At 49.3% G+C, this 25,662-nt stretch carries 22 protein-coding genes, 2 tRNA genes and 1 pseudogene; 12 read left to right on the plus strand and 13 right to left on the minus strand.

What is annotated here, in order from left to right; genetic code table 11:
- Positions 1 to 138 precede the first annotated feature (138 nt).
- From ispE to B7988_RS07080, 3 genes are all read left to right on the plus strand, one after another.
- Positions 139 to 1,005, plus strand: coding sequence for a 4-(cytidine 5'-diphospho)-2-C-methyl-D-erythritol kinase (ispE, locus tag B7988_RS07070; protein WP_088657370.1), 867 nt, complete (start codon positions 139 to 141; stop codon positions 1,003 to 1,005).
- A gap of 48 nt (positions 1,006 to 1,053) precedes the next feature.
- Positions 1,054 to 1,125, plus strand: a tRNA-Gln gene (locus B7988_RS07075).
- A gap of 36 nt (positions 1,126 to 1,161) precedes the next feature.
- Positions 1,162 to 1,782, plus strand: coding sequence for a 50S ribosomal protein L25 (locus B7988_RS07080; RefSeq protein ID WP_073317958.1), 621 nt, complete (start codon positions 1,162 to 1,164; stop codon positions 1,780 to 1,782).
- A gap of 88 nt (positions 1,783 to 1,870) precedes the next feature.
- Here B7988_RS07080 and B7988_RS07085 read toward each other — a convergent pair whose 3' ends face one another.
- The 4 genes from B7988_RS07085 to B7988_RS07100 all read right to left on the minus strand — a co-directional run bounded on the left by B7988_RS07085 (position 1,871) and on the right by B7988_RS07100 (position 5,686).
- Complete coding sequence (locus tag B7988_RS07085; protein ID WP_088657371.1) at positions 1,871 to 2,818, minus strand: asparaginase; 948 nt, start codon at positions 2,816 to 2,818, stop codon at positions 1,871 to 1,873.
- Positions 2,819 to 2,829: 11 nt separating this feature from the next.
- Positions 2,830 to 3,816 (minus strand): hypothetical protein, encoded by a 987-nt coding sequence (locus B7988_RS07090; RefSeq protein WP_073317951.1) that lies wholly within the window; start codon positions 3,814 to 3,816, stop codon positions 2,830 to 2,832.
- A 90-nt stretch (positions 3,817 to 3,906) separates the two neighbouring features.
- Complete coding sequence (locus tag B7988_RS07095) at positions 3,907 to 4,437, minus strand: DUF4416 family protein (protein ID WP_088657372.1); 531 nt, start codon at positions 4,435 to 4,437, stop codon at positions 3,907 to 3,909.
- A gap of 4 nt (positions 4,438 to 4,441) precedes the next feature.
- Positions 4,442 to 5,686: a hypothetical protein gene (locus B7988_RS07100; RefSeq protein ID WP_088657373.1), complete on the minus strand. Its 1,245-nt coding sequence runs from the start codon at positions 5,684 to 5,686 to the stop codon at positions 4,442 to 4,444.
- A gap of 99 nt (positions 5,687 to 5,785) precedes the next feature.
- Between B7988_RS07100 and B7988_RS07105 the strand changes: the two genes are divergently transcribed.
- On the plus strand, positions 5,786 to 8,152 hold the full coding sequence (locus B7988_RS07105; protein WP_088657374.1) for a DNA internalization-related competence protein ComEC/Rec2: 2,367 nt from the start codon (positions 5,786 to 5,788) through the stop codon (positions 8,150 to 8,152).
- Between the two features lie 67 nt (positions 8,153 to 8,219).
- Here the strand turns inward: B7988_RS07105 and B7988_RS07110 are convergent, their stop codons facing one another.
- Complete coding sequence (locus B7988_RS07110) at positions 8,220 to 8,927, minus strand: hypothetical protein (protein ID WP_088657375.1); 708 nt, start codon at positions 8,925 to 8,927, stop codon at positions 8,220 to 8,222.
- Between the two features lie 45 nt (positions 8,928 to 8,972).
- Here B7988_RS07110 and hisC point away from each other — a divergent pair, with 45 nt between their 5' ends.
- From hisC to B7988_RS07125, 3 genes are all read left to right on the plus strand, one after another.
- Positions 8,973 to 10,064: a histidinol-phosphate transaminase gene (gene hisC / locus B7988_RS07115; RefSeq protein WP_088657376.1), complete on the plus strand. Its 1,092-nt coding sequence runs from the start codon at positions 8,973 to 8,975 to the stop codon at positions 10,062 to 10,064.
- A 14-nt stretch (positions 10,065 to 10,078) separates the two neighbouring features.
- Complete coding sequence (locus B7988_RS07120; RefSeq protein WP_088657377.1) at positions 10,079 to 10,888, plus strand: inositol monophosphatase family protein; 810 nt, start codon at positions 10,079 to 10,081, stop codon at positions 10,886 to 10,888.
- 156 nt (positions 10,889 to 11,044) lie between these two features.
- Positions 11,045 to 14,719 carry a FlgD immunoglobulin-like domain containing protein gene (locus B7988_RS07125; RefSeq protein WP_088657378.1) on the plus strand — a complete coding sequence of 1,225 codons (3,675 nt, stop codon included), beginning with the start codon at positions 11,045 to 11,047 and terminating at the stop codon, positions 14,717 to 14,719.
- 90 nt (positions 14,720 to 14,809) lie between these two features.
- On the opposite strand, the gene B7988_RS07130 is transcribed toward B7988_RS07125, so the two are convergent.
- Both B7988_RS07130 and B7988_RS07135 read right to left on the minus strand, forming a co-directional pair.
- Positions 14,810 to 17,362, minus strand: coding sequence for an AAA family ATPase (locus tag B7988_RS07130; RefSeq protein WP_073317926.1), 2,553 nt, complete (start codon positions 17,360 to 17,362; stop codon positions 14,810 to 14,812).
- A gap of 362 nt (positions 17,363 to 17,724) precedes the next feature.
- The gene (locus tag B7988_RS07135) at positions 17,725 to 18,273 is read right to left on the minus strand and encodes a hypothetical protein (RefSeq protein WP_088657379.1); all 549 of its coding nucleotides are present in this window, start codon (positions 18,271 to 18,273) and stop codon (positions 17,725 to 17,727) included.
- 48 nt (positions 18,274 to 18,321) lie between these two features.
- On the opposite strand from B7988_RS07135, the gene B7988_RS07140 reads away from it, so the two are divergent.
- Positions 18,322 to 18,921, plus strand: a complete 600-nt coding sequence (locus tag B7988_RS07140; protein ID WP_088657380.1) for a fibrobacter succinogenes major paralogous domain-containing protein — start codon at positions 18,322 to 18,324, stop codon at positions 18,919 to 18,921.
- Positions 18,922 to 18,994: 73 nt separating this feature from the next.
- Here B7988_RS07140 and B7988_RS07145 read toward each other — a convergent pair whose 3' ends face one another.
- Complete coding sequence (locus B7988_RS07145; protein WP_072977381.1) at positions 18,995 to 19,270, minus strand: type II toxin-antitoxin system RelB/DinJ family antitoxin; 276 nt, start codon at positions 19,268 to 19,270, stop codon at positions 18,995 to 18,997.
- 269 nt (positions 19,271 to 19,539) lie between these two features.
- Positions 19,540 to 19,935 (minus strand): hypothetical protein, encoded by a 396-nt coding sequence (locus tag B7988_RS07150; protein ID WP_088657381.1) that lies wholly within the window; start codon positions 19,933 to 19,935, stop codon positions 19,540 to 19,542.
- Positions 19,936 to 19,938: 3 nt separating this feature from the next.
- Between B7988_RS07150 and B7988_RS07155 the strand changes: the two genes are divergently transcribed.
- Positions 19,939 to 20,685 carry a hypothetical protein gene (locus tag B7988_RS07155; protein WP_088657382.1) on the plus strand — a complete coding sequence of 249 codons (747 nt, stop codon included), beginning with the start codon at positions 19,939 to 19,941 and terminating at the stop codon, positions 20,683 to 20,685.
- Between the two features lie 115 nt (positions 20,686 to 20,800).
- Here B7988_RS07155 and B7988_RS07160 read toward each other — a convergent pair whose 3' ends face one another.
- Positions 20,801 to 22,189, minus strand: a complete 1,389-nt coding sequence (locus B7988_RS07160) for an FISUMP domain-containing protein (RefSeq protein WP_141225594.1) — start codon at positions 22,187 to 22,189, stop codon at positions 20,801 to 20,803.
- A 154-nt stretch (positions 22,190 to 22,343) separates the two neighbouring features.
- Here B7988_RS07160 and B7988_RS15455 point away from each other — a divergent pair.
- Both B7988_RS15455 and B7988_RS07170 read left to right on the plus strand, forming a co-directional pair.
- A pseudogene (locus B7988_RS15455) lies at positions 22,344 to 22,610 on the plus strand (type II toxin-antitoxin system RelE/ParE family toxin); the annotation flags it as partial.
- Positions 22,611 to 22,613: 3 nt separating this feature from the next.
- Positions 22,614 to 22,940, plus strand: coding sequence for a helix-turn-helix transcriptional regulator (locus tag B7988_RS07170; RefSeq protein ID WP_088657384.1), 327 nt, complete (start codon positions 22,614 to 22,616; stop codon positions 22,938 to 22,940).
- 274 nt (positions 22,941 to 23,214) lie between these two features.
- Here the strand turns inward: B7988_RS07170 and B7988_RS07175 are convergent.
- Both B7988_RS07175 and B7988_RS07180 read right to left on the minus strand, forming a co-directional pair.
- Positions 23,215 to 23,288 (minus strand) — tRNA-Pro (locus tag B7988_RS07175).
- A gap of 78 nt (positions 23,289 to 23,366) precedes the next feature.
- Positions 23,367 to 23,837: a Smr/MutS family protein gene (locus tag B7988_RS07180; RefSeq protein ID WP_088657385.1), complete on the minus strand. Its 471-nt coding sequence runs from the start codon at positions 23,835 to 23,837 to the stop codon at positions 23,367 to 23,369.
- Between the two features lie 239 nt (positions 23,838 to 24,076).
- Between B7988_RS07180 and B7988_RS07185 the strand changes: the two genes are divergently transcribed.
- Positions 24,077 to 24,826: a transporter substrate-binding domain-containing protein gene (locus tag B7988_RS07185; RefSeq protein WP_212668297.1), complete on the plus strand. Its 750-nt coding sequence runs from the start codon at positions 24,077 to 24,079 to the stop codon at positions 24,824 to 24,826.
- On the opposite strand, the gene B7988_RS07190 is transcribed toward B7988_RS07185, so the two are convergent.
- Positions 24,823 to 25,659 carry a lauroyl acyltransferase gene (locus B7988_RS07190; protein ID WP_088657386.1) on the minus strand — a complete coding sequence of 279 codons (837 nt, stop codon included), beginning with the start codon at positions 25,657 to 25,659 and terminating at the stop codon, positions 24,823 to 24,825. The genes B7988_RS07185 and B7988_RS07190 overlap by 4 nt on opposite strands.
- Positions 25,660 to 25,662: the final 3 nt, after the last annotated feature.

The following is a 25,662-nucleotide window of genomic DNA, read 5'->3' on the forward strand; positions in this document are numbered from 1 at the left end:
AGCTGTTCTATCGGAACAGCTTTTTTGTAATATTATGTGTTGTTTTTTTCTGATTGGATCGCCGTGTAGACCATTTTGATGACTTTACGGTGATGGTTATTAAGTTTTTCTAGAAATATTTTTGCTAAGTTTAGAAACATGAAAGAGTACGCTCCTGCTAAGATTAATTTGTTCTTAGATGTCATCCGCAAGCGTGAAGACGGATATCATGACTTGGGCACGCTGTTCCAGACCATTGACGCAGGCGACACCGTGAGTGCCGAACCGCGCCAGGATGGTCGAATTACGCTTTGCTACAACGAACCGCAGAATTATCCGCTGGAATCGGACCTGGTTTACAAGGCCGCAAAGCTCTTGCAGCAAGAATCGGGTACGACCCTCGGTGCAGACATTTATTTGAACAAGGTAATGCCCTTGGGTGCAGGCCTCGGTGGAGGCTCTGCAGACGCTGCAGCAACGCTCCGCTTGCTGAACCAGCTGTGGAAGCTCAAATTCAAATTTGAAAAGCTCGAAGAAATTGGAGCAAAGCTTGGTGCCGATGTCTCCTTCCTAGTGCGTGGCGGTACCGCCATGGCCGAAGGTATTGGCGAAAAGCTCACTTTTGTGAAACCGCTACAGTTGAACGACGAACAGTACCTGCTGGTGGCCACTCCGCTAGACTCCGTGCCGACCAAGGATGCCTACGCTGGCGTTCCCAAGTCTGGCCCGGATCGTTGGGAAACATACAAGTCCAAGTGCATGCGCACGGGCAAGTCCGCATCGATCGACTTTGCACTTGCCAATACCTTCAATGCGTTCGAAGAATCAGTGTTTCCCAAGCACCCACTTGTCGAAGAAATGAAGGCCGAATTTAAGCGTCTCGGGGCGAAGGCCGTCCTGATGTCGGGGTCGGGGGCGTCTGTTTTCGGCGTTTTCGAAACCCGCAAGCAGGCAAAAGAGGCCGCCGAAGAGCTGAAACCTCTCTCCAGGTACCAGGTGGTGACCCGCTTTTTTGAGGGTTTTTAGCCCGAACCCTTTGAAATTGGCGTAAATTTGCTATATTTGCGCCACCATTGGGGTATCGTCAAGTGGTAAGACAACGGATTTTGATTCCGTTATTCGTTGGTTCGAATCCAGCTACCCCAATGAATTTTTTAACCATTTACTAATTGGAGTAAAATTATGGAACTCACAAAGCTCGCAGCAACCTCGAGAGTGCTAGGCAAGAGCCGCGACAACGCCCGCCTTCGCAAGGCTGGCCAGATCCCGGCTGTCTATTATGGTAAGGGTCAGGAGTCCGTGAATATCAGCGTTAGCGCAATCGATGTTCGCAAGGTCCTCGCCCCGGGTAAGCGTTACACGCTTCTCGATTTGGAAATTGATGGCAAGGCCGGCAACGCTGCCGTAATTTACAACTACCAGAAGAATCCGCTGACCCAGGAAATCGAACACATCGACTTCTTGAAGATTGATGACACCACCAAGGTCAAGGTTCGCGTTCCCGTTAAGCTGAACGGCCTTCCGATTGGTGTTAAGACTCAAGGTGGTACTTTTGCTCAGCAGAACCGCTACATCCAGCTCGCCGCTGTGCCGACCAAGATTCCGGCCGTGCTCGAAATGGACATCTCCGAATTCCCGGCTCCGACGACGTTCTACGCCAAGGACCTGAAGCTCGAAGACGGTATCGAACTCGCTTGCAAGCCGCGCACCGTGATCTTCACCATTTCTGCGAAGAGCGGTAAGAAGGCTGACGACGCTGCTGATGCTGCCGCTGCTCCGGCTGCCGCTGCTGAAGCCAAGTAATTTTCAAAAAAGAAAATTTCAAAGAACCTGTCCTGAACAAGGGCAGGTTTTTTGTTTACGGTTCTTACTGTTCGCTGGAACGGGTTGGTTAAAGCGCGAATACTCGCTTGATGTCGTCGGTGCGGCTAGTTTGTGTGAGCACGAGCTTGAGGAGGACTGCGGCCTTTTGAGGCGGCAGTCGTCCGGCGCAAATGCGGCCTGGCGCAAGGGATTCGTTGAGAGTCACGAGCCCGTGGTGAGTGCGGCTTGCGATGACGACCGGAATGTCGATGTTTTCGAGGGCGCGGGCCCAGGCGATGCTGAATTCGCCAGCGCCGGCGCCCGCAATCACGAGGCCGTCGGAAACGCAGGCCGCGTATTCCAGAATTTTCGGGTTTGCATCTACGGTAAAGTAGACTACGTTTACTCGCGGCAGGCTTTCAAGCTTGGAAACGTCGAAGAAGTTCTGTTCCTTTAAGGCGTTCCAGTTAGAGCCTTCGCCGGGAGCGCTTACGCCCATCGCGTTAATCGCCGAGGCGCTACACTTTTGAACGCTCCGGGCGTCGAAAAGTTCGCCCGCAAAATACACCCACACCAAATTCGCCGGTGGGTCGTCGTCGACCGCGAAGCCGGCTGCCGCACGCACGGCGCCGAACAAGTTTGCGGGGCCGTCAGGGTCTTTGGCGGTAGCGGGCTTCATGGAGCCTGTAAAAATCACCGCCTTTTCGCACTTGACCGTAAGGCTTACGAAGTAGGCCGTTTCGTCCATAGTGTCGGTGCCGTGAGTGACCACGATGCCGTCCACCGAATCGTCCGCTTGCAAGTCGGCGATGCGGTTCGAAAGCGCAATCCACAGCTTGTCCGTCATGTCGTCGGAATTCACGTTGCAAATCTGCTCAGTCGTGATTTCGGCGTACTCCGAAAGCTCCGGCACAGACGCCACCAAGTCTTCGGCAGAAATCTGCCCGGACACGTAGCCCGTATTTTTGCCGGGCTCACCGACGCCGGCTATCGTGCCGCCCGTCGCAAGAATCACGATGTGTTTTTTCTTCGCCATAGAAACCTCCGCTACCTTACTTCGTCGAGCAGTTGCTGCGTTGTCACGCCATAGAACTTTTGCAAGGCAGGCTCGTCGCCCAAAGTGCGCATGCTCTGGATGAATTCTCTGAAGTGCACGAGGCTTGCGTTGCGGGCCAAAAGGCGTTCCACCATGGCCTGCGAATACCAGTAGAGCTTAACGGCTGTGCCGGTGTTGTTCTCGTTCACGAATGGTGTCGTGAGAGCTTCGATGCTGGGGGCGCCACCTTCGGGCCGTTGCATTCCCGTGCGCGAGGCGTCAATCACTTGGGCAATTCCTTCGTTAACCCAAAGCGGAATGTGGTGGCGTGTCATGGCGCGGATGAAGGCGTGCGTGAGTTCGTGGAAGAACATCGGGCGGTAAATTTCGCGGTAGGCCATCACGTTTACAGGAATGCGGAGCTTGCCGTCAAAAACGGCGCCGACCCATTCGGGGCGCGGGCCTACCCCTTGGTATTGCGAGGACTCGTAAAGCACCAGGTGCATCTTGTTTTCGGGGTGAAAGTCGAACAGGTGGCAGAGCGAATCGTAGGCGACTTCCAGCACGGCGAGCGCTTCGGCGATGTCGCTTCTGGCGGGGCGGCCTTCGAATTCCACGCGAAAGTGCATCGAACGCTCCAGCTGCAATTCAGCCATCTCGCGCATCAGCGACTCGGACTTTTCTTTTAAGAAGTCGAGGTCACCATGCTTGAACTTACGTGACTGCACGTAGGCGATGCAGTCTTCGTAGCGTTCCTGCTCGAAAAGGATTCCCGCCAAATGAAGTTGTAAGTTTTGGTCATCGGGCGATTCTTTGAGGAGCGTGCGCACGTTTTTCTCGGCGCAGTTCCATTCGGCCATTTCAAGGCACTCGTTTGTCTCGGCGATTAACGCTTCGTGCTTGTCGAAAGCCTCCTTGGCCGCCGACTGCTGCATAAACCAGCGGACACCAATAAGGAGTACAATAATCAAAAGGACGATGTAAACGATATTCTTCATTGTATTCCTAGTTCGCTACAGTTCATTTCACATTTCACACTCCACATTTCACACTCCACATTCCACTTCCTACTTCCTACCGCCTACTTCCTACTGCCTACTCTTCTTAAATTTCTCCCGAATGAGCTGCAAGTCGTGCTGGTACGGATTCCGCTTGAAGTCTTCGAATGCCCACGCCGTCGGGTGGAATTGCCCCTTTGCGTAAGTCAACAGCATGTCAAGCCACACGCCTTTGCCGGCATAAAGCTTGAAGGGGCCGCGCTTGTAACTGGGGAGCACCACCTTATCCAAGTCCATGTAGCCGATGTCGATGTTCACGCGGCGCGCATCAGGATCGCTCGCCTGCGCCATCGTGAGTTCCAGCGCATTGCTGCGTTCTTTTTCGGCAGCAATCGTTTCGGGCGGAATTTCCTTTTCGAAAGAAACCACGCCGCGGTAAAGGCCTTCGCCCATTTCGGGGGTGTAATAGGGCGTCTGGTCGAATGCGAAAAGCTTGCCCTTGTGGCGGATTTTGCCCCAAGTGCGTTCCAATGCGTCAATCACTTCGGGCAGCCACTGCTCACCGGGCTGCAAGACGAATGCCAAAAGTTGTGCGTTTTCAGAAAATTGAGAAGACTTCATAAACTTAGTGTGGGAAAATCATCAGGTTCTGGCGGATAATGGCCAGCTGTTGTTTGCTAAACGAGAGAGTTTTGTTTTCTACCGTGAGCGGGAACATGTAATTGCCTGCATCCGGGCAGTCCTCGATCTTGAACGAACTGTTGGCAAAAATGCGAATACGCGGCATCAAGCGGTTGATGCGGAAGTCGGTCCTTTGAACTTTGGTAAGGCTTGTCGCCACAAGTGAATTGCAAGAGGGCGTGTCTTCGAGCCCGTCTTCAAGGTTCGAATAATCGCCAAAATCGTAGTCGTCAAAGATGGTTTCGATATCGGCCCTGGTCGCGGTCGTGTGGCGGAGCCCAAAGAAATGTCCGGTTTCGTGTAGAGCCGTTTCAATGATTCCCTGCATGTCAAGCGCTTCTTCGCCAGCCGGAGTCTTGATGTGCGTACCCAGAACGACTGTACTTCCGAGTCCCTTGCCGAGGTTCGCGCTAAACAGGTTCGAATATCCCAGAATCCCTTCTTGGTCAATAAAGTGCACTAGGGTTATATCCAATGCGTTTTCGAGCCCGGGCCAGCCGCCCAGTTCCGAAACCATGATGTTGTCCGAAGATCGGCCCGCAATCCAGGGTTCGTTTGCCGGGTACGTCTTCCCGAGAGTCGGGTGCTCGGCGGCTCGGTTGATATAGAGCGTGTCAATCGTTACAGAAGTATAGAGCTTGCGGTATTCCGCCAAAAGGTTTGTGGCCAGTTCCTTGGCGGTAAATTCTTCGAGTTCGTCTTCGATATTGCCGACCAGAATCAGGTTAATCGAAAAATGGTCGGAGTAGGCACCTTCGCCCGTGAACCGGATGTTGGAAACGCGGCCTTCGTAGTAAGTATTGTTTTGAATCAGGCTTGTTGCCCATAAGGCGTTTTCGCGTTCTTCGCAAACGAAGGAGTATATATAACGGCCGTTTTTGACAACGGGATCCAGGGTGCGGACCGGTTGGGCGTGCAAATCTTCACCATTATCGCTCATGAAAATTCTGAAAAGCTGGAGCTTCGGGGCTTCAAAATTAGGGTCGACATCGAACGACAACTGGTAAGTGGCATTGGGGTGGACGATCAGCGTAATGCCGTGAGCCAGGTTTGCAGCCGAAGAATCGTTTTTGGCGTAGTCATTGGGGAACAGCCCGAAAGCAAGTCCGCTGTCCGGGTAAAGGATAAATTCCTTATCAGGTTCATCACCGCAGCCAGCCAGGAACAGCACCAGGCCTAAAAAGTACAATACACAAAATTTTTTACAAAAATTTTTCATAAAAAAACGTTCCAGTGCCTCAAAAAAAGCGTGTATAGAAGAGGGACTCTTCTGAAGGGCTTTATAATTATGAAATCTAGAAAAAAATATAAAATTCTGACTGATTTATACAACCTGCTGACTCCGCTCATGGGAAAACCGGCCTTGTTGAGCGCCGTCGTGATGACGATTGTTTTTGCAGGCCTCGATGAACCGCTGTACGCTTGTTTTTTGTGGCCCGTTTTATGCCTTGTGACGCATGTCTTTAAAAAGTCGCTGCAATGGGTTGTTCTAGTCAGCATCGTGGTGGCCTTTGTTTGTCATGAAGTGCGCCAAGACGAAAATGATTTGCCTGCGTTAGGAGCTTATACAGAGGCTTGCGGGCTAGTTGAGACGACGCAATCCAAAAAGAGCGGCATGGCAATCGTCATTCAAACAAAGCAAACGGTCGCGGGGGAGCCGCTATCGCCTTATCGCGTTCGATTGACTGAAAAACGCTCGTTGCCCGAGTACCCCATGCCTGGGGATTCGCTTTGTTACGAGGCGTCGTACTATCCGGTTTTGCCGCCTACGGTGCCGGGCGCCTTCGATACTCGAGGCTGGCTCAGGTCGCAGGGGCTCTTGGCTTATGGCAAGTTTGTCCATTGGACTGTTTATGGCAAGAACTGGGTGCCGGAGCGCAGCTTTTATCAGTTCCGCAAATGGATTGGCTCGAGGTTTAGCGATTACTTGGATCCGTCAGAAACAGGGCTTTTGCTTGGGCTCTTGGCGGGCGACCGGAGCGGTATTCCCGATGCCTTGCGCAGCGATTTCCAGCGCTCGGGGCTCGTGCATGTTTTGGCCATTAGCGGGTTCCATGTGGTGCTCTTGGCCGGAATGCTCATGATTTTTTTGAAGGCGACGGGACTTCCGCATCGAGTGGTGCGAATTGCGGCGATTGTCTTGTTGTTCCTGTACATTCCAGTGACAGGCGGGTCGCCCCCCCTAAGGCGGGCGGTGCTCATGTTCGCCGTGCCGCAGGTCGGCGCATTGTTCCAAAGGACTGCGAATACCCTGAATAGTCTCGGAGTCGCCCTCCTTTTCATTATGATTCCAGAGCCCTCTGTTATTTGGAATCCGGGCTTTCAGCTTTCGGTGGCGGCGACTATGGGAATCTTGATGGGGGGCACCTGGAACCCGCTTAAAAAGCTGCCCGAAGAACTCCAGAAGACTAAATGGTGGGCGCGCCTGCAAGCGCTTGTGGTGGAGCCGACTTATGTGACTTTATGCGCCACGCTATCGACGGCTCCGTTCCTGATACACCATTTCAAGACTCTTTCGCCATTTGCGTGGCTTGGAAATATTGTGGTGGTGCCTGCGATTTCCATGGGCATGCAGGCGGGGCTTTTTGCGCTACTTTCGCCGTTTGATTTTTTGCGGGAGCATTTTTGCTATGCGGCGCGGTTCTTTTTGCGACTAGCGTCGCTTTTGACTCGCTTGCTGTCGGATTCTTCGCAGGCGTCGGTGACTGTCGGGCCGTTCGACCCTTCCATATTGCTTTTGTGCGGAGTGTTGATTGTCTTGATGCCCGTTGCGGGTAAAAACAGGATTGCCCGGCGTTTTTCTCTTTGCTGCATGATTCTTTTTGCAATAACCTTTGCCTACAAAGGCTATTACGCCATTGTCAAGCCGAGCTGGAAATTGACGGCTATCGATATCGGACAGGGCGATAGCCTCTTGCTTACGACGCCTTCGGGCTCCCATATTCTTGTCGATGCCGGCGATATCAAACGGCAAGATTCCGGGAAAGACATCATCGTGCCGTATCTGCACCATATCGGGGTTTCCAAGCTAGACGCCTTGGTCATCACACACCCAGATCAGGACCATTTTGGCGGTGCAGCTTCGATCATCAAAATGTTTCCGGTCAAGGAACTCTGGCTAACAGATTGCGCAAGAATCGACGAAAAAGAAAACTGGCAGCAGGTAATTTCCGAAGCCTACCGGCGCGGCATTCTCATCCGCGACATTTCTCGCGGAGTACTGTACAAAGAAAAATTCTTTGAAATCAAGGTGATTCACCCCGATACCAAGCACTGCGTAGATGCCAACACGCAAAGCATTTCGTTTCGGGTAAAGGGCCTCGGGCGTTCGGCTATCTTGACCGGCGACCTAACCGTGCAAGGCGAAAAAGAAATTATGAAAACGGATGTCTATCTGAAAAGCGACGTGCTTAAACTCGGCCATCACGGCTCAAAGACGTCGAGCAGTCGAAAATTCCTGAATCGGGTCAATCCGGAACTGGCGCTGATTTCGAGCGGCCGCAAGAACCGTTTTCGCCACCCGAGCAAGCAGGTGATTCAAAGGCTTGATTCGCTTAAGATTCCGTATTTGAATACAGCAGAACGCGGAACGATCGATATTATCTTTCGTTCCGATACAATGCTTGTGAATACAATGCTAGAGAGTGGGTTCTGAGTTCTAAGTTGCTGGCTGCTAGATTGTTTTAAAAAAACTCTAGTAACTATTAACTGTGTCGTAAGCACTATAATGCGGTCTGTACGTAAAGCCCGATGCTCTTTTGGTCGTTGTTGTCATCCTGCAGAACGCCGATGTCGAATTCCAGGCGCACGCGTGTGCTACCGAAGGCCAGTTCCATTTTCGGAATAATGTCGACCATAAAGTCATCGCGGAAATGTCCGACGCTTCCGCTTGAGGTAATTTCGATCATGCAAAGAAAGCTTCTGCCAAAGTGCAACGTCGGAATGGTGCCGAAAGCGAATTTGACATAGCCGTCATCTCCGGTAACGCCGTCAAAAAAGCCGGCGCGGGCTTCATAGGTATTCGAAAAACTACTTGCAATATAAACTTCTTTGCCGTAGGTCAGCACCATGGCGCTACCATTGTTGCGGTTGAGCCCAAAATAGCCGTCCAATTCGACAAATCGGCCGGCACCCATGCGGTATCTTCCGCCGATGTCGATGGAGGCTTCCATGTTGTCCATCTGGTTGTAGGTGTACATGTCCACCTTGGCGCCTAATTCCCATTCTTTGTTGAGCGCCCCTAGAATGTTCACGGGGAAGAGTACATTGCTTCCAAAGTCAGAACGCAGTCCAAGGCCTGCGGCAAATTTGGGGGAGGGTCTTGCGTCGGGGCCGAGAGTGTAACGCATGTTCCAAATGCGGTCCAAGGCGAAGGCGTTTTGAATGCAAAGGCCTATTAACACAAAAATAATGAAATGGGAAATTTTCATGTGCTCCAATTTAGCTAAATTTTAGGCGCAAAAAAAGAGGATATCATGATTGATCCGCGTCCAGAGCTTTTGAAACTTTCTGATTACGTTCCTGGCAAATCCATAGAAGAAATCCGTGCGAAGTACGGGCTGACCGAAGTTGTTAAACTCGCTTCGAACGAGAACCCGCTCGGTGCTTCCCCGAAGGCGGTCGAAGCTTACCACGAAATCGCGAACTCCTTGCACTTGTATCCGCGCGGCGATGCCCCCAAGCTGATCAACGCCATCGCTGATTTTTACGGCGTGAACACCAACCAGATCGTGATCGGTAACGGCTCCGATGAAATCATTGATATGGTGGGTAAGGCCTTTATCCGTCAGGGCGACAATTGCATCGGCATTACGCCCACGTTCTCGGTCTACAAGTTTACGACGCTTTCGAACGGCGCCGACTTTGTCGGTGTCGGTGTGGGCGACCAGAAGACACCCCTTTCGGAACTCTTGAAGGCAATCAACAACAAGACTCGCGTGATCTTCATTTGCAGCCCGAACAATCCGACTGGCGTTTACTACAACAAGCAGGAATTGCTTGACTTCTTGGATAAGGTTCCGAGCAATGTGCTTGTGTTCCTTGATCAGGCTTATTCTGAATTTGCAACGGCAAGCGATTATCCTGTACTGATTGACATGCTGGACAAGTACAAGAACTTGTTCATCAACCGCACCTTCAGCAAGATTTACGGCCTTGCTGGGCTGCGCATTGGTTATGCCTTCGGTAACGTAGATGTAATCCGCGCCTTGTGGAAAATCAAGCCGCCCTTCGATGTGAACCAGGCCGCTCAAGTGGCTGCCATTGCCGCTCTCGGCGATAAGGATCACGTCAAGCGAACGCTTGAACTCAATGCCGAAGGAATCAAGTATCTGACACCGGAATTTGAATCACTTGGTTTCAAGGTGTTGCCGACTCAGGGTAACTTTATTTGCGTGCACATTGGCCCCAAGGCGAAGGACCTCGTGCTGTTCCTCGAAAAGAACGGCATGATTGTTCGCGGGCTTACGAGCTTCGGTCTTCCGGAACACATCCGCGTGACTCTTGGCAAGCGTGAAGAAAACGAACTTCTAGTCAGCCTTGTCAAGAAGTGGAAGGCAGAAAACTAATCGCCGGAGGTGTTATGGCAGCGACTGCTGAAAATCAAGAGCTTTTGAAGATTGCGCTCAAGGCGGCCGAGCTTGCCCAAGAAAATATCATGAAGTATTTTCAGGCAAGTGTCGGCGTGGAATGGAAAAAGGACAATACGCCTGTTACCATCGCCGACAAGAGCACCGAAGAAATCGCCCGCAAGTTCTGGGAAAAGGAAACTCCGGGCTTCGGCGTGATTGGCGAAGAATTCGGTATCGAAAATCCCGATGCCGAATACCAGTGGGTCATTGACCCCATCGACGGCACCAAGGCGTTTATTCACGGCGTGCCGTTGTTCGGAACATTGATTGCGCTGTATCGCAAGGGCACGCCGCTTGCAAGCCTCATTCGCATTCCTGCGATGAACACGGCGGTCTGGGCGGTCAAAGAGGGCGGAGCCTTCTTAGACGGCAAGCCGGTGAATTGCTCCAAGGTGGCGACATTGTCTGAATCGCTGGTGCTTTCGGGCACGGTGAATACCATGGAAACCGCAGGTTACGGCGAAAAGTACGCGGCCGTGCGTCGCGCAGCCAAGCTGCACCGCGGCTGGGGTGACTGTTACGGCTACTACTTGGTGGCCGCCGGCCGTGCCGAATTGATGATTGACCCTGTGGTATCCCTTTGGGATATCGCCCCATATCCGCTCCTGTTCAAGGAGGTGGGCGGCAAGTTCAGCACCATCGACGGAAAGACGGACCTGTTCGATGCAAGCGGCAAGCCGGTCGCACCGATTTACGAAGGCTACACGAGTATGGCCTCGAACGGACTGATTCATGACGAAGTTATTCGTTTCTTTGCGTAAACTCCAAGAAGTTTATTACAAAAAACTTATATAAGCTATTTTTCTTTAATTTAATCCTTTCAAATTTCGTACCAAATTAATATATTTGGTACGTTTTTAAATTTGTCCTAAATAATTTAGTTCAAATTTACAGTATAACATAAATCAGGAGAACAAATGAAACGAGTTTTTAGCTCTGTTTTTTTGGTATGTTCATGCATTTGGGCTCAAAGCGGCCTTACCGTTGAAGCCTTCGATGAACAATCTAATAATAATACACAACTTACGCTGCGCCTGCGCTTAAAAAATAATACTGCAGAAACGCTGAATAATATTCAGGCGAAGTACCTGATTGAAAGGGATGACTCTAGAACGCTTAATGTCTATCCCTACTATATGCCCAATGCGACATACACGCTGGACACCTTGAGCGATTATATCGTCGTTAACATAAATGTAGACGCGGTCGCTTCCGGTTTTTATCCCAACGAAAGCGGAATCAGCCTGGGTATGGTCTATTCCGATGGTGAGGACTTCTATAAGGATTCTGACTATAGTTACCCGGGAAAAGGCAATTTCAAAGCCGCTCCTAATATCGTTGTGATGCAAAATGGTGCATGGCTGACGGGCGAACTTCCGTCTTCGATGGCTGCTGCAAAACTGCGTTTCAAGGCTATTCAGCCTGAAAATTCCGACACCCGTTCGGCATGGGTTGAAATTGAAAACTATGGCAAAGAATCTGTGAATCTGTCTCGATTCGTCCTTAAGAATTCAGAAAGCCATAGCGCCTCTATTGGTGATTTCACCTTGAAGCATGGCGAAAAACTTCGTGTTTGCCAGGACGTTACACTCGAATGTCCTGCAGATGATTTTAGCACGGTTGTTCAGAACCTTACTTTTGGCAATGTGGGAGAAATCAAACTTGCTCTCGGTTCAAAAACTGTTGATTATGTGGCTTGGGGCAAGCAGGGTACTATGGGTGATTCTGAGCCGTTGCCGACGATTGTTCCGGATGTAAACGGCATGTATGAATCTTACTATGTTGGAGCGTTTTTCCGTTATATTGATAATATAGGTTGGAAAATTTTTCGCGCTAATGAAATCGAAAGCGGTGATAATAGTTTGCCCATTGCTCGTGATTATAATATGCCCGATGGGATTGTCGTTTTCTTAAACGCAAATCAAAAACCTCGTTTTTCTTGGGTAAATGTTGAAGGTGCGGAATCATATATTTTGAATGTGTATTCACCTGAAGATAAGTCTCTGATCTATCAGAAACAAACTAATCTTAATTATGCTGAAGTTGATTTGCCTAGTGGTGAATATCTTTGGAATGTGATTTCTGTTAGTGATCGATACGGCATGTCTGTATATGAAATAACTTTTGAAGATGAGAAAACACTTTTGCGTTGTATTTTTAAAAGAGATGAGGATTCTATATTACAAAATATGGTCTATCTCAATGCTCCGATTTTTGGTGCAAGAAAGGATACCCGAATGCTGGCAACAAATTGGGGCAATAAAGCGGCCGCTAACAGATGGAATGAAATTCATAAACTCACAGACCCAATAAATGAAGAAGAGGAATGGCGTTGTTGGGCGGTTGCGTTTAATGTTCTAAACAAACATTATAATGGAAATCTTACCCAAGATGAAATCAAGATTCTTGGTATGAAAGAGTCTCTTAAAAATTATTATCCTTTCACAAAGAAAAATGGTGAATTTGCTCCTTTGATGTATTTCCCGTTGGGAGTATTGGGCGGAGCGGGTGATGAGGTAATACCTGTTTTGTATTCTGAAATATTTAAGATGAATGATGTAAAATTGAATTATTTGAAAAGTGGCGTTATGCCGAAACATTCAGTATATAAAGACGTCATGAAATCGGATGCCGAAAATGAAATTAATGTCACGACATTTAGAAAGCGTCTTGAAGCCAAGAGACCTATTTTGGTTATCACGACTAATTCTAACGGGTCGGGACATATCATGATTATCGACGGATATGCTACGTCTGGCGATGATTTCTGCTATTCTGATGATAAAAGCACTTGCGTTGTAAGAAAGGGGGATCCAGTATTCCATTTTATCAACACCGATAATAATGGATCTCATTATTGGGCGAGTGCAAATTCTTATCGATATAAAGCTTATTATGTTATGGAAAAACCCAGCTTTGTGCTTAATAGAGACCCTCTTTTGAATAATGAAAATAATGATGCCGACAACGATGGTGTCATTGCGTACGATGAAGTAAAACGCTTCAAAACCGATCCTGATAAGTGGGACCATGATGAAGATGGAATTTCTGATTTTAATGAAATTTATGCAATGGTAGATAGATGTACCAATTTGAAGGTGGATCTTGTTGATGAAAATGGAGAAAAGACTGGCGAAAAGGTAGAAGTAGGTTGTACTAACTTTGAATACTATGATTCCGATGGTGATGGTGAACCGACTTATCGCGATCCGGATTCTGATAATGGTGGCGTAAAGGATGGCGCCGAAGATCTCAATGGTAATGGCAAACTTGATCCGGGTGAAACCGATCCTTACCTAAAATCGGATGACAAGAAAATAGAAATTGTCCAAAAATCATATGATCTTCCGGATGGTATTACTATTTTCGGAAGAGAAAGAGTAGCCCTTAACGATGGTGTTGTCTGCTATAATTCCACTAAAACTGATGGGGATTATTGTGATATTGTTAGTTCTTCTCGGGACTCAAAAAGTACAATTATACTTGGCGTATGGGCAAAGGTTCGTAACATTTATACTCGCGGAGGAATGTGGCTTCGTGTTAAATCGGTTGTTGATGGGTTTGTTGCCCCGTACACGCTTCCGTCGTTAAAGCATCCGATTAAAAAAGATATTGATGTGACTATTCGTGGAAAATCGGATGCCCTCAATACCGTAGCCTTCCCCTATTCAGATGAATTTGATACATGGACACTTGACGAGGAACCGAAACTTGAACATGTTGTCAAGGATGGCGAAGTGTTTGAATGGAAGGAGAGCGACAAGTATAAGACGCTTAAAGTAGAAGCAGGTGGTAAACTGGTTCTCAATCCGGGAACGTTTATTGCCAAGGAACTGATTTTGGATAGAAAATCAGCTGTTGAGTTTACAAAACCAGGCGAAGCGACTCAGGTTGTTGCTATGGATTTTCTGAATTGGCGAACCGAAATTATTAACGAGGATCTGCCTTTGGTTGCTCGTGGATTCAAGCTGATTACCTATATGCAGAGCGAGCGTCTGTATACACTCGGCATTAATTGGGCTGGAACATTGTATGCTCCTAAATCATATGTTGTATTCGGACAGGCCTCTAACAAACTGATGTATGGTCGATTCTATGCTGATATCGCAATTGTTCACCAGAGAACCAGTGTTGTCAGAGTGGATTACGATCCGATTGTTCCGGAAGTGGTTCCCGAAGAAGATGAAGAGGAAGAAGAACAGGAACCTGTTGAAGGTGTGGGCCAGGAACCGGTTGTTGCCGAAGATGATCAGGAACCCACTGATGACGACCCCTCTGAAAATGAAGGCGATGCTTTTGCTAAACGTCATTACGGTGACGATATGGTGCAGGAAAGTGTGGTTAGCCCACTTGCTGCAGAATTGAAGGGCTTCAGCAGAAATGGTATTGTGTTCGAGACAAAGTCGGCAGGAATCGTTAAAATCAGCGTCATGTCTGCTAACGGCATTATGGTGAAGAGTATTTCTGCGGGCAATCTCGAAGCAGGAACGCATTCTGTCGCTTGGAATTCCGACAACGTACCTTCGGGTCGTTACCTCGTAACGCTTTCCCAGAACGGGAAGGTGAGTGGCAAGTTTGTTTCGTTGAAATAAATAGAGCCATCTAAAAAGCAAAAAAAAGAACCCGCTCCAGTTGATCACTGGGGCGGGTCTTTTTGTTAGGAGGAGGGATGATTGGAGAAATTACTTCACCGTGAACGCATTCCCGTCGTAGTCGATGACCACAGGCTTTGCCGCACTCACGGTACCGGCGAGAATTGCGTGGCTCAGCGGGCGTTCCACGTTCCTTTCCAGGTAACGCTGGATCGGCCGCGCGCCGAATTCCGGCTGGTAGGCACCGTCGGCAATGGCATCGAGCGCCTTGTCGGTCAGGGTCAGTTGCAAATCCTGACGGGCGGCGCGTTCGGCGAGTCCCTTGAATTTGAGCCTTACGATGTCACGAATCTGCGGCTTCGTCAAGCTCTGGAATACCAGCACTTCGTCTAGCCTGTTCAGGAATTCCGGCCTGAAGAAGCTGCGGAGTTCCGGCTCGATTTCCTTCAAGGTCACGGGCTTTGCATCACCCGCGCGGTTCTGGAAGTGAGCAGCACCCAGGTTCGACGTCATGAGAATCAAGGTGTTCTTGAAGTTCACGGTACGGCCCTTGCCATCGGTCAGACGACCGTCGTCAAGCACCTGCAACAGCGTGTTGAACACATCGGGGTGAGCCTTCTCGATTTCGTCGAGCAGAATCACGCAGTACGGATGTGTACGCACGGCTTCGGTCAGCTGGCCGCCTTCTTCGTAGCCCACGTATCCCGGAGGCGCACCGATCAAACGGCTCACGCTGTGCTTTTCCATGTATTCGCTCATGTCGATACGCACCAGCGCGTTCTCGTCGTCAAACAGTTCCACGGCAAGCGCCTTCGCCAGTTCCGTCTTGCCCACACCCGTCGGGCCCAGGAACAAGAAGCTGCCAATCGGCGCATTCTCGCGGCTTAAACCACTACGGTTACGCAGTATTGCTTCAGAAACCGCTTCCACGGCCTCGTCCTGGCCAATCACGCGGGCATGCAGGCGTTCGTCCAAGTGCAACAACTTGGCCTTTTCGCCTTCGCAAAGCTTGGTCACCGGAATTCCGGTCCAGCGGCTCACCACAAGGGCGATGGTCTCTTCCGTCACCTCTTCGCTCAAGTCGCCGTCGCCGGCGGACTTCTTGATTTCTTCCGTCTTCGCGGCGATTTCCTTTTCGAGGTTCACAATCTTGTTGTACTTGAGTTCGGCAGCGCGGTTCAAGTCGTAGCGGGCTTCGGCCTGCTCCATCTCGTCCTTCGCCTGCTGCAAAGACTTTTTAAGGCCCTGCAATTCGGCGTTTTTCGCGCGCCTCTCCTGCCAACGGTCCTGCATCAGCTTGACTGCAGCATCTGTCGTCGCGAGTTCTTCGCGCAACTCTTTCAGGCGCTTCACGCTGGTGTCGTCGGTTTCCTTCGCCAAGGCCTGCTCCTCGATTTTCATCTGGAGTTCCTTACGCTGCAAGGTGTCCAAGGCTTCCGGCACGGTGTCCATCTGCGTTTTCACAAGGCTTGCCGCCTCGTCAATCAGGTCGATGGCCTTGTCCGGCAAGAAACGGTCGCTGATGTAGCGGTTCGAAAGTTTCACGGCTGCCACGAGCGCGTTGTCGTGCAGACGCACGCCATGGTGCGCATCAAAGCCATCCTTGATGCCACGGAGAATGGAGATAGATTCTTCTTCGCTAGGCTCATCAACCTGCACGGGCTGGAAACGGCGTTCCAATGCGGAATCCTTCTCGATGTACTTGCGGTATTCCTGCGTAGTGGTGGCACCAATGCAGTGCAGTTCACCACGGGCGAGCTTCGGCTTGAGCATATTGCCCAAGTCCATGGAGCCTTCCGTCTTGCCTGCACCCACGATGGTGTGGATTTCGTCGATGAACAAAAGCGTGTTGCCGTCTTCTTCGAGCGCGTCCAGCACGGCTTTCAGACGTTCTTCAAAATCGCCACGGTATTTTGCACCCGCCATCAAGGCAGACAAATCCAGTGCGAACAACTTCTTGCCCTTCAAAGCGTCAGGCACGTCGCCGCGGTAAATACGCTCGGCAAGGCCTTCCACAATGGCAGTCTTACCCACGCCCGGTTCACCCACCAGACAGGGGTTGTTTTTCGTCTTACGGCTCAGAATCAAGATGACGCGGCGGATTTCCTCTTCACGGCCAATCACCGGCGAAAGCTTTCCGTCGGCAGCCATTTCCACGAGCTCACGGCCGTAGAGTTTCAGCGGGGACTGTTCCTCGGCATTGGCGGCACCCGCAAACGGGTCCGACAGCCAAGTTTCCACGACTTCAACGCTACCCAGCGCGTCTTCAAAAACCTTCGCGAGTCCACGGTCGCCCGAGAACTTCATGAGGGCCACGAGCATATCGCCCGGGGTCACCATACGGTTCACCTGACGCGCCGCCTGCACGGAGGCACGCAAAATACGGTTCAAGTCGTTGTCGGGTTCCACGTCGGGGTTCACGCCCTCCATGCGCGGAATCTTCTGCACAAACGGCTCCAGCTTGCCGCGGAGCTCATTCGTCTTCGCGCCCTTCGACTTGTAGAGTTTCTTCAAGGTGGCATCCGGGCCTTCGACAAGCCCCACAGCCAAATGCGCCGCACCCAAGTAGGAATGCGAGCAACGGTCGCGCAGGCTCTGCGCCTTCGCCAAAACTTTTTCTGCATCGTTATTGAAATCGGACATAGTTGCCTCTTTTTTATTTTTACCGCTTTCTAGATGCAAAACCCGTGCCAACGCCCTGAAAAAAGAAAATTGGGCCGTTTTGGGGCTTTTTTTGTCTAAAAATGGGTCTTTTACAACAATTCCATCGCGGGCTGTTTAATAAAAAAATGCCATTTTTTCAAAAAATTACGCCTTTTTGACTCATTTTGAGACTGAAACGGGGCCTGGGGTGTTGTAAAACACAACAACGCTTTGTGTCTTGCAACTATACCTTTTGCCCCCGTACGAATCTATCTTATAGGTACGAAACCAAACATCCCAAACACCAACTACGGCATCCCTTGGGGGGGATGCCGTTAGTTTTTTATATAGGTATTTTCAAATTATTTCGAAAGGCACTGCGCCGATTTAAGTATAATATCGATTTCCAGCTTTTTCTGGTCCTTGAAGGCGGTCTTCATCAGGTCGCGCACGCTGTAATCCTTTTTGATCGATTTCAGCACGCATTCGCAGGTGGCCTTGTCCACGTCGCCGGCCTTCAGGCATTCTTTTACGAAGGCGTTGTCCGTTTCGGCGGGAAAGCTTTGGGGAATGCAGGGCTCGATAAATTCAAATCCCCATTTCTCGAAATCGATGTTGTCGCCGTTGATCGAACTCATAATCTGGTTGATGAATTTGCCGTCTTTAACAAGGCGGTCAAAGGCGCAATTGCAGGTCTTGTCGGCCTGGCTTGCACCGAGCCATTCTACGGACTGCGCGGCACACGACTGTATAAAGTTGTCCTTGAAAAGCGGAGTTTGTAGTAGAGTCTTGAAAATCAGCATTTCTTCTTGCAAAATTGCGGGAGCCTGGGTTTTTGCGGTCGAATCGTTGGCGGCAAAGCAGAACGCTGTGGCGCACACGAAAATGGCGAGTGTTTTAGAAAAGGACATAAGACTCCGTTTTTTTTCAGAAAATAGAAAATTAGTTATTTTTGGGCCATGAAGTTTTGGCTTGCCTTATTTGTAAGTTTGCTTGTAGCCTATGCCTCGGCGGCACCTAAATCCAAAAAGAAAAACGAGTTCAAGGACCCGCGCGACAAGCAGACGTACCGCACGGTGAAAATTGCCGGCCTCGAATGGCTGGGCGACAACCTGAATTACAAAACCGAGGGCAGTTTCTGCTACAAAGACGATGACGACCAGTGCATGGTTTTCGGCAGACTCTACACTTGGGATGCGGCTAAAAAGGCATGCCCCGCCGGATTCCGCTTGCCCACGCATGCCGACTTTGAAAGTCTCTGGACTGCGGCGGGCGCCGACTTTAACGCGGGTTACTTGATCAAGGCCGATTACGGCTGGTCGGGCGACACCAACGGCAACGACACTCTCAAGTTCTCGGCGATGCCTGCCGGCAACCGTTTCGACGACGAAACCTACGGCAACACCGCCAAGTTCGCCTTCTTCTGGAGCGCTGACGATTCCTCCGAAGGCGTTGCTCCCGGCTCTGCCCGCGTGTGGTACCTCACCAGCAAGTCCATGGCGTTTGGCTACATGTCCAAACCCAAGAACTTCGGCTTTTCTGTACGGTGCGTGCGGTAATTATTTCCCGAATAAATCGGCGTGAGAGCCGGTGTCTACAAGTTCTAGAATAAGAATGTTTTCTTCGATTTTGTCATTTTTTTATGTCCAGCTCCTCAAGTAGTTCATCGAACGAAGCATAAGTTTTTGCATTAGGATCGTGGGCGAGTTCTTCGCCTTCCTTGATGGCTTCGAGGAGTTCTTTGGACGGAGGTCTTGTAACGGCAAAAGGCAGGCCGTGGTGCAGAATGGCTTGCTTCAGGAAAACCGTAAACGCTTGGGAAAGCGTCAAGCCCAAGTCGTTGAATAGTTCGGTTGCCTGAGCCTTGAGCTCTTTGTCGATTCGTATGTTTGTTACCACGGTACTCATACCTCTAAATATACAACAATTAGTTGCGTTTGTAAAGTGTCTGTGGTGTAAATGTTGTAAAGTGGGTGGTCTTGTCATTTTTCGCAATTTCCTTAATTCTTGCCCAAAGATAAAACAAGAAACGTCTAATGCGTGCAATCAATTGATTGCAAAATTGCGATTATTTTTAGGAGGGGGAGGCATCCCCCTAACTCTAGCCACGGCTCAGCCTACTCCGCACGCCATATATGGAATCGGCGGCCTTTCGACCGCCACGTTTGTTTAAAGATTTACTTCAAGTTGCGAATTTTAGCTTCCGGAAGTCCCGTATAAGAAACAATCTTTTGAAGAGGCTCTTTATTTTCAAGCATTTTTTTCGCAATATCCATTTTCGTCGAATACTCGGCTACAGCCCGGTCGAAATCGCTCATGTCTACAGTCATAAGATACCTCGAACTGAAATTACATAATTTCACCTCGTTTTGCAAGACCTTGAACACGGGATCATTTGCAAATTCACTGAAATCGGCTTCGCGATTCAACGTGTCGATGGCGCGGAGCCACTGAGCCAAGCGGCAGTTGTCGCCGACATAGTCCTTCGCGTTCTTGAGAAACTTCGCCACTTCAACCAACGTCACTGTCTGGCGGTCAAAGTAAACCTCCTGTTCCTGATTTTTCAGCTGCACCGTATGGCGGTAATTTGGCGACTTCGCGAACGCGTCAAAGAACTATCCGTCGTTGTAGAAATACACGTTCCTGTGTTCGTATTGTTTGACAAATGCGTCAATGTCTTGCCCGTTTTCATTCGTTTTTCTGAGTTCACCAAGAAACTGCGCGAATTCATCACGTTTCATTCTATTTTTCCTAAACCGGGGAACAGCCCCCGAAAAGCGAATAGAGAGTTGTCCCTATCTTTATATATACACGCTTTTTTAGGCAAAATTGAGACTGAATTCCATGTAAAAAGATGTTTTCACGTTTCCAACGGGCGCTCAGTCGCCGCGCAACGCCTCGGCTTCAAAATGCCCACGGCTCCAGAAAAGTGCTCGTCTCACTCACATGGATTCGGCCTTCGGCCTCTAATGTTCGCTCAACGACACATTTTCTTCCGCCTTAGGGCATTCATCTCCGGTTGTCTTGCCGCACTTGATGCGGCACCTCCTTTCCCCGCCCGCGTCATGCCGATGGAAATCGGCATCAGCTTTTCATGTCCGAAAAAAAGCGCTCCGGCTCAGCCTGCTCCGCACGCGGACACATTACGGCCTTCGGCCTTTACTGTCCGCTTAGCGGCCAGTCATTCGCCGTCGCTTTCTTTAGGCATCCATCATCAAGCGCAGCTCGAGCGCTTCGATTTTGTAATTTTTACGGGTGGAATTTTTCTTATTGTTCTTAATGTTGTTGACGCCTTCAGCGTCCGCGGCGTCACTCGGTCATAGAATCAAACAAGTTTGATTCTGCGACACTCGTTTAGCGCGCTTTTCTTGGACATAATAACTCCCAATAGCATTCCTTAAGGAACGCCCATTTAATTTTTATTTTTTGTTAAAATTTTTACTTAACGAACGTGTCGCCTTCATCCATTACGCAACGGACTGGGAAAGCACTAATCTTATAACTTGGTGCTATACTAAAATATGAATCAGAGAGACTAACATACATTGCACCAACATCTTCTTTTGCCTGTTCTTCCTGAGGCAACCACAATATGGCAACATTTCTGTCACTAGCCATAGCCGATCCATCCCCATAAGGCAACACAGACATTCCAGTGGAATTCGTGTTTTTTCCTTCTTTCCATATGGCTCGCGACAACATCGCAAAACTCGCATTCAAATCTCGTGGGAACGCATAATGTTTCCACTCAGTTTCGTTCATTACATGCCATCCTTCTGGGCATACCCCCTGCACTTTGGCATCGTAACCAAGCTTTATGTTACATCTTGAGTCATCTGCAACACCGACGCTGTCACACACTTTAGGAAGTCCCAACGCTTCGCTCCAAGTGTAAAGCGCTCCGAAATAATTGTCGCAATACCAAGGGTCATCTTGATAGCAACGTTTTTCCACCTTCGAATCATCAAAGACATTCGTTGTACTATCTATTGTCGTATCAGCGTAATTTAGATTCTGGGCCATCACCGTAAAAGAATCAATAAAAGTCGTGTTGCCACTTTGAAGTTTCATATAGTACTGAACAGTCTTATAAACCTTTCCATCACGGGGATCCTTAAACGAACCATAAGTCACAGCCGGATTAAACACGCTATCCATATTCGGATAGACCCTGGGTTTTACTACATCCACAATAGAATCAACAACCCACTTGCCATCTTTACAACTCACAAATCCTGTGTCTATTTTAGAAACAACTATTTTTTGTTCACCTTCTTCACATTGTTTAAACAGAATAGCAGAACTGCTGCTAGAATTCCGCGCGCTACTACTCGACTCAACCGCAGAAGAGCTACTATTCTTGCCGCTTACAGAACTAGAGGATTTCTCTTCAATCGAGGAAGAAGACTTATCCTTGCCGGAACTCTTTTGAGAAGACGAGGATTGGAGATCCCCGCTCGAGGCGGGGATGACAGAAGACGAAGAATCGTCGCCCGGTTCCGGCGAAACAGAAGAAGAGGATTCATCGCCACATGCTGCGAGCAGGGCCAGGAGAATGGACAGAGCCAATAACATGCGAAGCGAATGCCGCGGCAGGCTGCTTGCAGACTGACATGGCTGAGCTGATGCTGTTATGCGCTTGCGCAATACGTTAAAAATCTTCACAGAAGACCTCCAGTTATAAAAATCCCACCAAACATTCATTTTGGGGCAAATATAAATAATCAAATTTATACTTTCTGCAATTCGCGACCGATTATATGGATTTCGTTGCATTTTTTTTCTTTTTGTAAAAAGAAATAAATTTTTCGAAAAAATGGTATTCAATCGCCTGAAAATGGCGTGTATAGTAATAGGGGGTATAAAAATTCACCTTAACCCTTGATATTATGTCAAATCTGATATATATTTTATGAGTCCGAGTCATAAACCATTGGTCTGGTAGCATGAACAACCGCAGACCCCACCGTTATCTCAAAAAGCGAGGATAGAAACCGGATATTTGTTACGATTGCTGCAATCGGGAATGAATCTGTCGCTTCCTCAGAGTCGCCCGATGCCGTCGATTGGAGCACATTGTCATGAGCTTCGCATTCGAGATGAAAATAAGATATGGAGATTATTTTATCGGATTGATGCGGACGCTATAGTCGTGATTCTATGGACTGAAAAGAAAACGAACAAGACGCCTGATGAAATTCTGGACTTGTGTCGTCAACGATTGAAAACTTATGATGCAGAGGATTAGTTTATGGATAAGTTGAAAAAAGAAAGATTGCAGAAAAAGGGGTGGAAAGTCGGGGATGTCGACGATTTTTTGGGGTTGAGTCCCGCTGAAATGGCGATTGTTGAAATGAAGGTCGCTTTGGCTAAGGCGTTGGTTGCCAAGCGAAAGGCTCTCGGTGAAACTCAAGTCTCTGCCGCAATTATCGCGAAAACGAGCCAGTCTCGTTACGCCAAAGTGGAACATGCCGATTCAAGCGTTTCTTTGGAACTGATGATCAAGATGTTCTTTGCGTTAGGTGCGACCAAAAAGGAATTGTTGAAGACACTTTCGGCGAAGTCGGAAGCGGAATAGCGAGATTGACGCCTGTTGAAGCGAGATTAGATAAAGCCTTCACTTCGTTTCATTTTTGTCTAAGCATTCATCAGTGAACGCGAGATTAGACAAAAGTTTCACTTCGTTTCAACTTTTGCCCTGCGGGTTTTGGCTTGCGCCAAAATCTCTAACTTGCCCGATATTCGCTTTGCTCATGGGGCAAGTTAGTCGAACTCACTTCGTGAGTTCTCATCTCGCGCTAGTTGCAATAAAAAAACGAAAGGACACCCAAATGGTGTCCTTTTCGTTTTTATCGGAATAGCGAGATTCGAACTCACGACCTCTTGCTCCCGAAGCAAGCGCTCTACCAGGCTGAGCTATATTCCGGTTCGGTGGTCCAATAATAGAAAAAAACTTGAAGAATTTAAAGGGGAAAGGCGCAAAAAAGTGAAAAAAATCGGATTTTTATTTCTTGGCGGGCTTTCTAGGGGCTTTTGCCTGGGCGGGGCGCGGTTTTCCGAGGATCATGATGCTTGAACCGGCGTTGTCGGGCTCGACTTTGTACAGCTGGATGCGGTTGCTCCATTCGGAACGCACCTTGCGGTCGATGATTCGCTTCACGTTGCCGTAGCTGGGGTTTCCGCCGCCGTGGATGACCCTGAGAATCTTGAGGCCTGCTATCATCAGGTCATCGATGCGCCGTTCCACGGCTTCTGCCGCCTCGTCGGAGGTCATGCCGTGGAGGTCGATTTCGTCTTCGGGCACGGGGAGTTCCCAGGCGGCCGGGTTACGGCGCATCTTGCGCCCGCGCGGGGACCGCGCGGGGCGTGCGGCGGCTTGCTCTTCGGCTTCTTTCCGCGCCTGCTCGTCCTTGTCTTCCATGTGGTGGTTGTTGATCCACTGCAGCTGGAATTCTTCTTCTTCGTTTAGCGCCATGATTCTCTCTTTTTGCGGTAAAAATAGATTTTTTTGCCGAAAATGCTGTTTTTGAATCCGTTTTTGCCTTCTAATAGTCAACTATTACAATTTTTTCCATTGAATTTGGACTCTATTTTCTTATATTGTAATAAAAAGTTGAGATTTTTGTAAAAATGAGCCGCTTCTGGAAAATAGCTACTTTTCTCCTGTTTTTGTTGCTTGTGGGTTGCAGTAAAACTGAAATTCCCGAAAACAGGGTGTTTTCTATTGACGACTTGGCGAACAAAAAAGTAGGAGTTCTTGTCGGCACGACCGGCGAAATATACGCTGCCGATTATGGTACAGATTCGACCCGACTCCATGCAGAAAAGTTTGAAACGCTCGCTCAGGCAGTAAATGCCCTGCTCGAAGGCAAAATCGACGCCGTGCTCACAGACGATGCTCCCGCCAAGGTGTTTGTACGCAAAAATCCCTCGCTGCGAATCTTGAACGAAACCTTCAAAGAAGAATCGTATGCAGGCATTGTTGCAAAAGAAAATATAGGCCTGTTGGATTCCGTGAATATCGCCTTGATCCAGATGCGGGCCATGGGCGTTTACGATTCCATTTTCGACAGTTATATCGGGGGGCAGACCAAATACCATGTCTCTCAAGATTCCGCTGTTGGCCCTGTTCTCAGGGTAGCGACCAATGCCGAATTCCCGCCGTTTGAATTCCGTTGCAAAAAACGCGGAATCGTGGGTATCGATATTGAAATCGCCCGCTATGTGGCCAATTACCTGGGGCGCAATCTCGAAATCATCGATATGGATTTTGATGATATTATAGATTCTGTTCGTGCCGGGGCTGCTGACCTCGGACTTGCCGCCTTGTCGGTGACCGAAGAACGCAGCCATATCATTAACTTTACGGATCACTATGCCACGTCCAAAATCGTGGTTGTGGTGCGTAGTGGAGAACAGGAATCGACCTTCCAGCGTATCAAGGATTCGCTGTTGGGGGGCTAGACCCTAAAGTTTCCGTGGTAGTTCCAGCTCCACTGTTCAGGGTGTTCTGATATCCACGTCTCCGTTTCCTTTGCAATGTCTTTGACGAACTTTTCGGGGTCGTATTTGGGCGGATAGACGCTTTCAAAACGGATGACGATTTGTCGCTTTGTGTTGGTCCACGTGCGGAACGTGACGACGGATGCTCCCATCTGGTTCACTTTTTGCGGGAGACGTAAGTAGAGCGTGCTCGCTTTCCCGAAAAGCTGGACTTCGTTGCCTTTGGTATTCTTTCCTTGGTCGAATACCATCGCAAGAATCCCCTTGGTCTTGAACAGGTCGCGGATCAGCTTGCCGGTTTCTTCGGGGTGGTATTCGGTCAGGTGCGGGTCGCTGCGGAGTTCTTTGAGTACTTCGCGGAATGCGTCGTTACCCACGGAATCGGTAATCAGGTGCACGTGCTCGCTGTAGCGGCAAAGGGCGCGGTGCAAAAGCTCGAATGCACCCTGGTGAATGCTGATGCCGGCAACTGGACCATGCTTTACCGCTTCACGGATGATTTCTTCGTTTTCGTAAACGATTCGATTTTCGACACTTTTAAAGCGGGCGAGTCCGCGGTAAGAATCGAGTGCATTCCAGAAAATGCCTCTGAACATGTCGCGAGCGCTTACGTTTGTTTTCAAATAGGCCTTCGCGTTTTCGAGGTGCATTACCGTGCGGCCGTAAGCGCGCTTGGTATGCAACGCCTTGTAAATCGGAAAAGCGAGCGTGAATAGTACTGCGTAGAATGCGTTTGGCAGGCGGAGCAGGAAATGGAAAGTCGCTTTGTACAGAACGAATTTGATTTCCTTCATTGC

Source organism: Fibrobacter sp. UWB1 (assembly GCF_002210325.1).
GTDB lineage: Bacteria > Fibrobacterota > Fibrobacteria > Fibrobacterales > Fibrobacteraceae > Fibrobacter.

Excerpts from the sequence above, each read along its gene's own strand:
- ispE (WP_088657370.1), top strand. The coding sequence starts at position 139 with ATGAAAGAGTACGCTCCTGCTAAGATTAATTTGTTCTTAGATGTCATC.
- B7988_RS07080 (WP_073317958.1), top strand. The coding sequence starts at position 1,162 with ATGGAACTCACAAAGCTCGCAGCAACCTCGAGAGTGCTAGGCAAGAGC.
- B7988_RS07085 (WP_088657371.1), bottom strand. The coding sequence starts at position 2,818 with ATGGCGAAGAAAAAACACATCGTGATTCTTGCGACGGGCGGCACGATA.
- B7988_RS07090 (WP_073317951.1), bottom strand. The coding sequence starts at position 3,816 with ATGAAGAATATCGTTTACATCGTCCTTTTGATTATTGTACTCCTTATT.
- B7988_RS07095 (WP_088657372.1), bottom strand. The coding sequence starts at position 4,437 with ATGAAGTCTTCTCAATTTTCTGAAAACGCACAACTTTTGGCATTCGTC.
- B7988_RS07105 (WP_088657374.1), top strand. The coding sequence starts at position 5,786 with ATGAAATCTAGAAAAAAATATAAAATTCTGACTGATTTATACAACCTG.
- B7988_RS07110 (WP_088657375.1), bottom strand. The coding sequence starts at position 8,927 with ATGAAAATTTCCCATTTCATTATTTTTGTGTTAATAGGCCTTTGCATT.
- hisC (WP_088657376.1), top strand. The coding sequence starts at position 8,973 with ATGATTGATCCGCGTCCAGAGCTTTTGAAACTTTCTGATTACGTTCCT.
- B7988_RS07120 (WP_088657377.1), top strand. The coding sequence starts at position 10,079 with ATGGCAGCGACTGCTGAAAATCAAGAGCTTTTGAAGATTGCGCTCAAG.
- B7988_RS07125 (WP_088657378.1), top strand. The coding sequence starts at position 11,045 with ATGAAACGAGTTTTTAGCTCTGTTTTTTTGGTATGTTCATGCATTTGG.
- B7988_RS07130 (WP_073317926.1), bottom strand. The coding sequence starts at position 17,362 with ATGTCCGATTTCAATAACGATGCAGAAAAAGTTTTGGCGAAGGCGCAG.
- B7988_RS07135 (WP_088657379.1), bottom strand. The coding sequence starts at position 18,273 with ATGTCCTTTTCTAAAACACTCGCCATTTTCGTGTGCGCCACAGCGTTC.
- B7988_RS07140 (WP_088657380.1), top strand. The coding sequence starts at position 18,322 with ATGAAGTTTTGGCTTGCCTTATTTGTAAGTTTGCTTGTAGCCTATGCC.
- B7988_RS07145 (WP_072977381.1), bottom strand. The coding sequence starts at position 19,270 with ATGAGTACCGTGGTAACAAACATACGAATCGACAAAGAGCTCAAGGCT.
- B7988_RS07155 (WP_088657382.1), top strand. The coding sequence starts at position 19,939 with ATGGCGGTAATTTGGCGACTTCGCGAACGCGTCAAAGAACTATCCGTC.
- B7988_RS07170 (WP_088657384.1), top strand. The coding sequence starts at position 22,614 with ATGGATAAGTTGAAAAAAGAAAGATTGCAGAAAAAGGGGTGGAAAGTC.
- B7988_RS07180 (WP_088657385.1), bottom strand. The coding sequence starts at position 23,837 with ATGGCGCTAAACGAAGAAGAAGAATTCCAGCTGCAGTGGATCAACAAC.
- B7988_RS07190 (WP_088657386.1), bottom strand. The coding sequence starts at position 25,659 with ATGAAGGAAATCAAATTCGTTCTGTACAAAGCGACTTTCCATTTCCTG.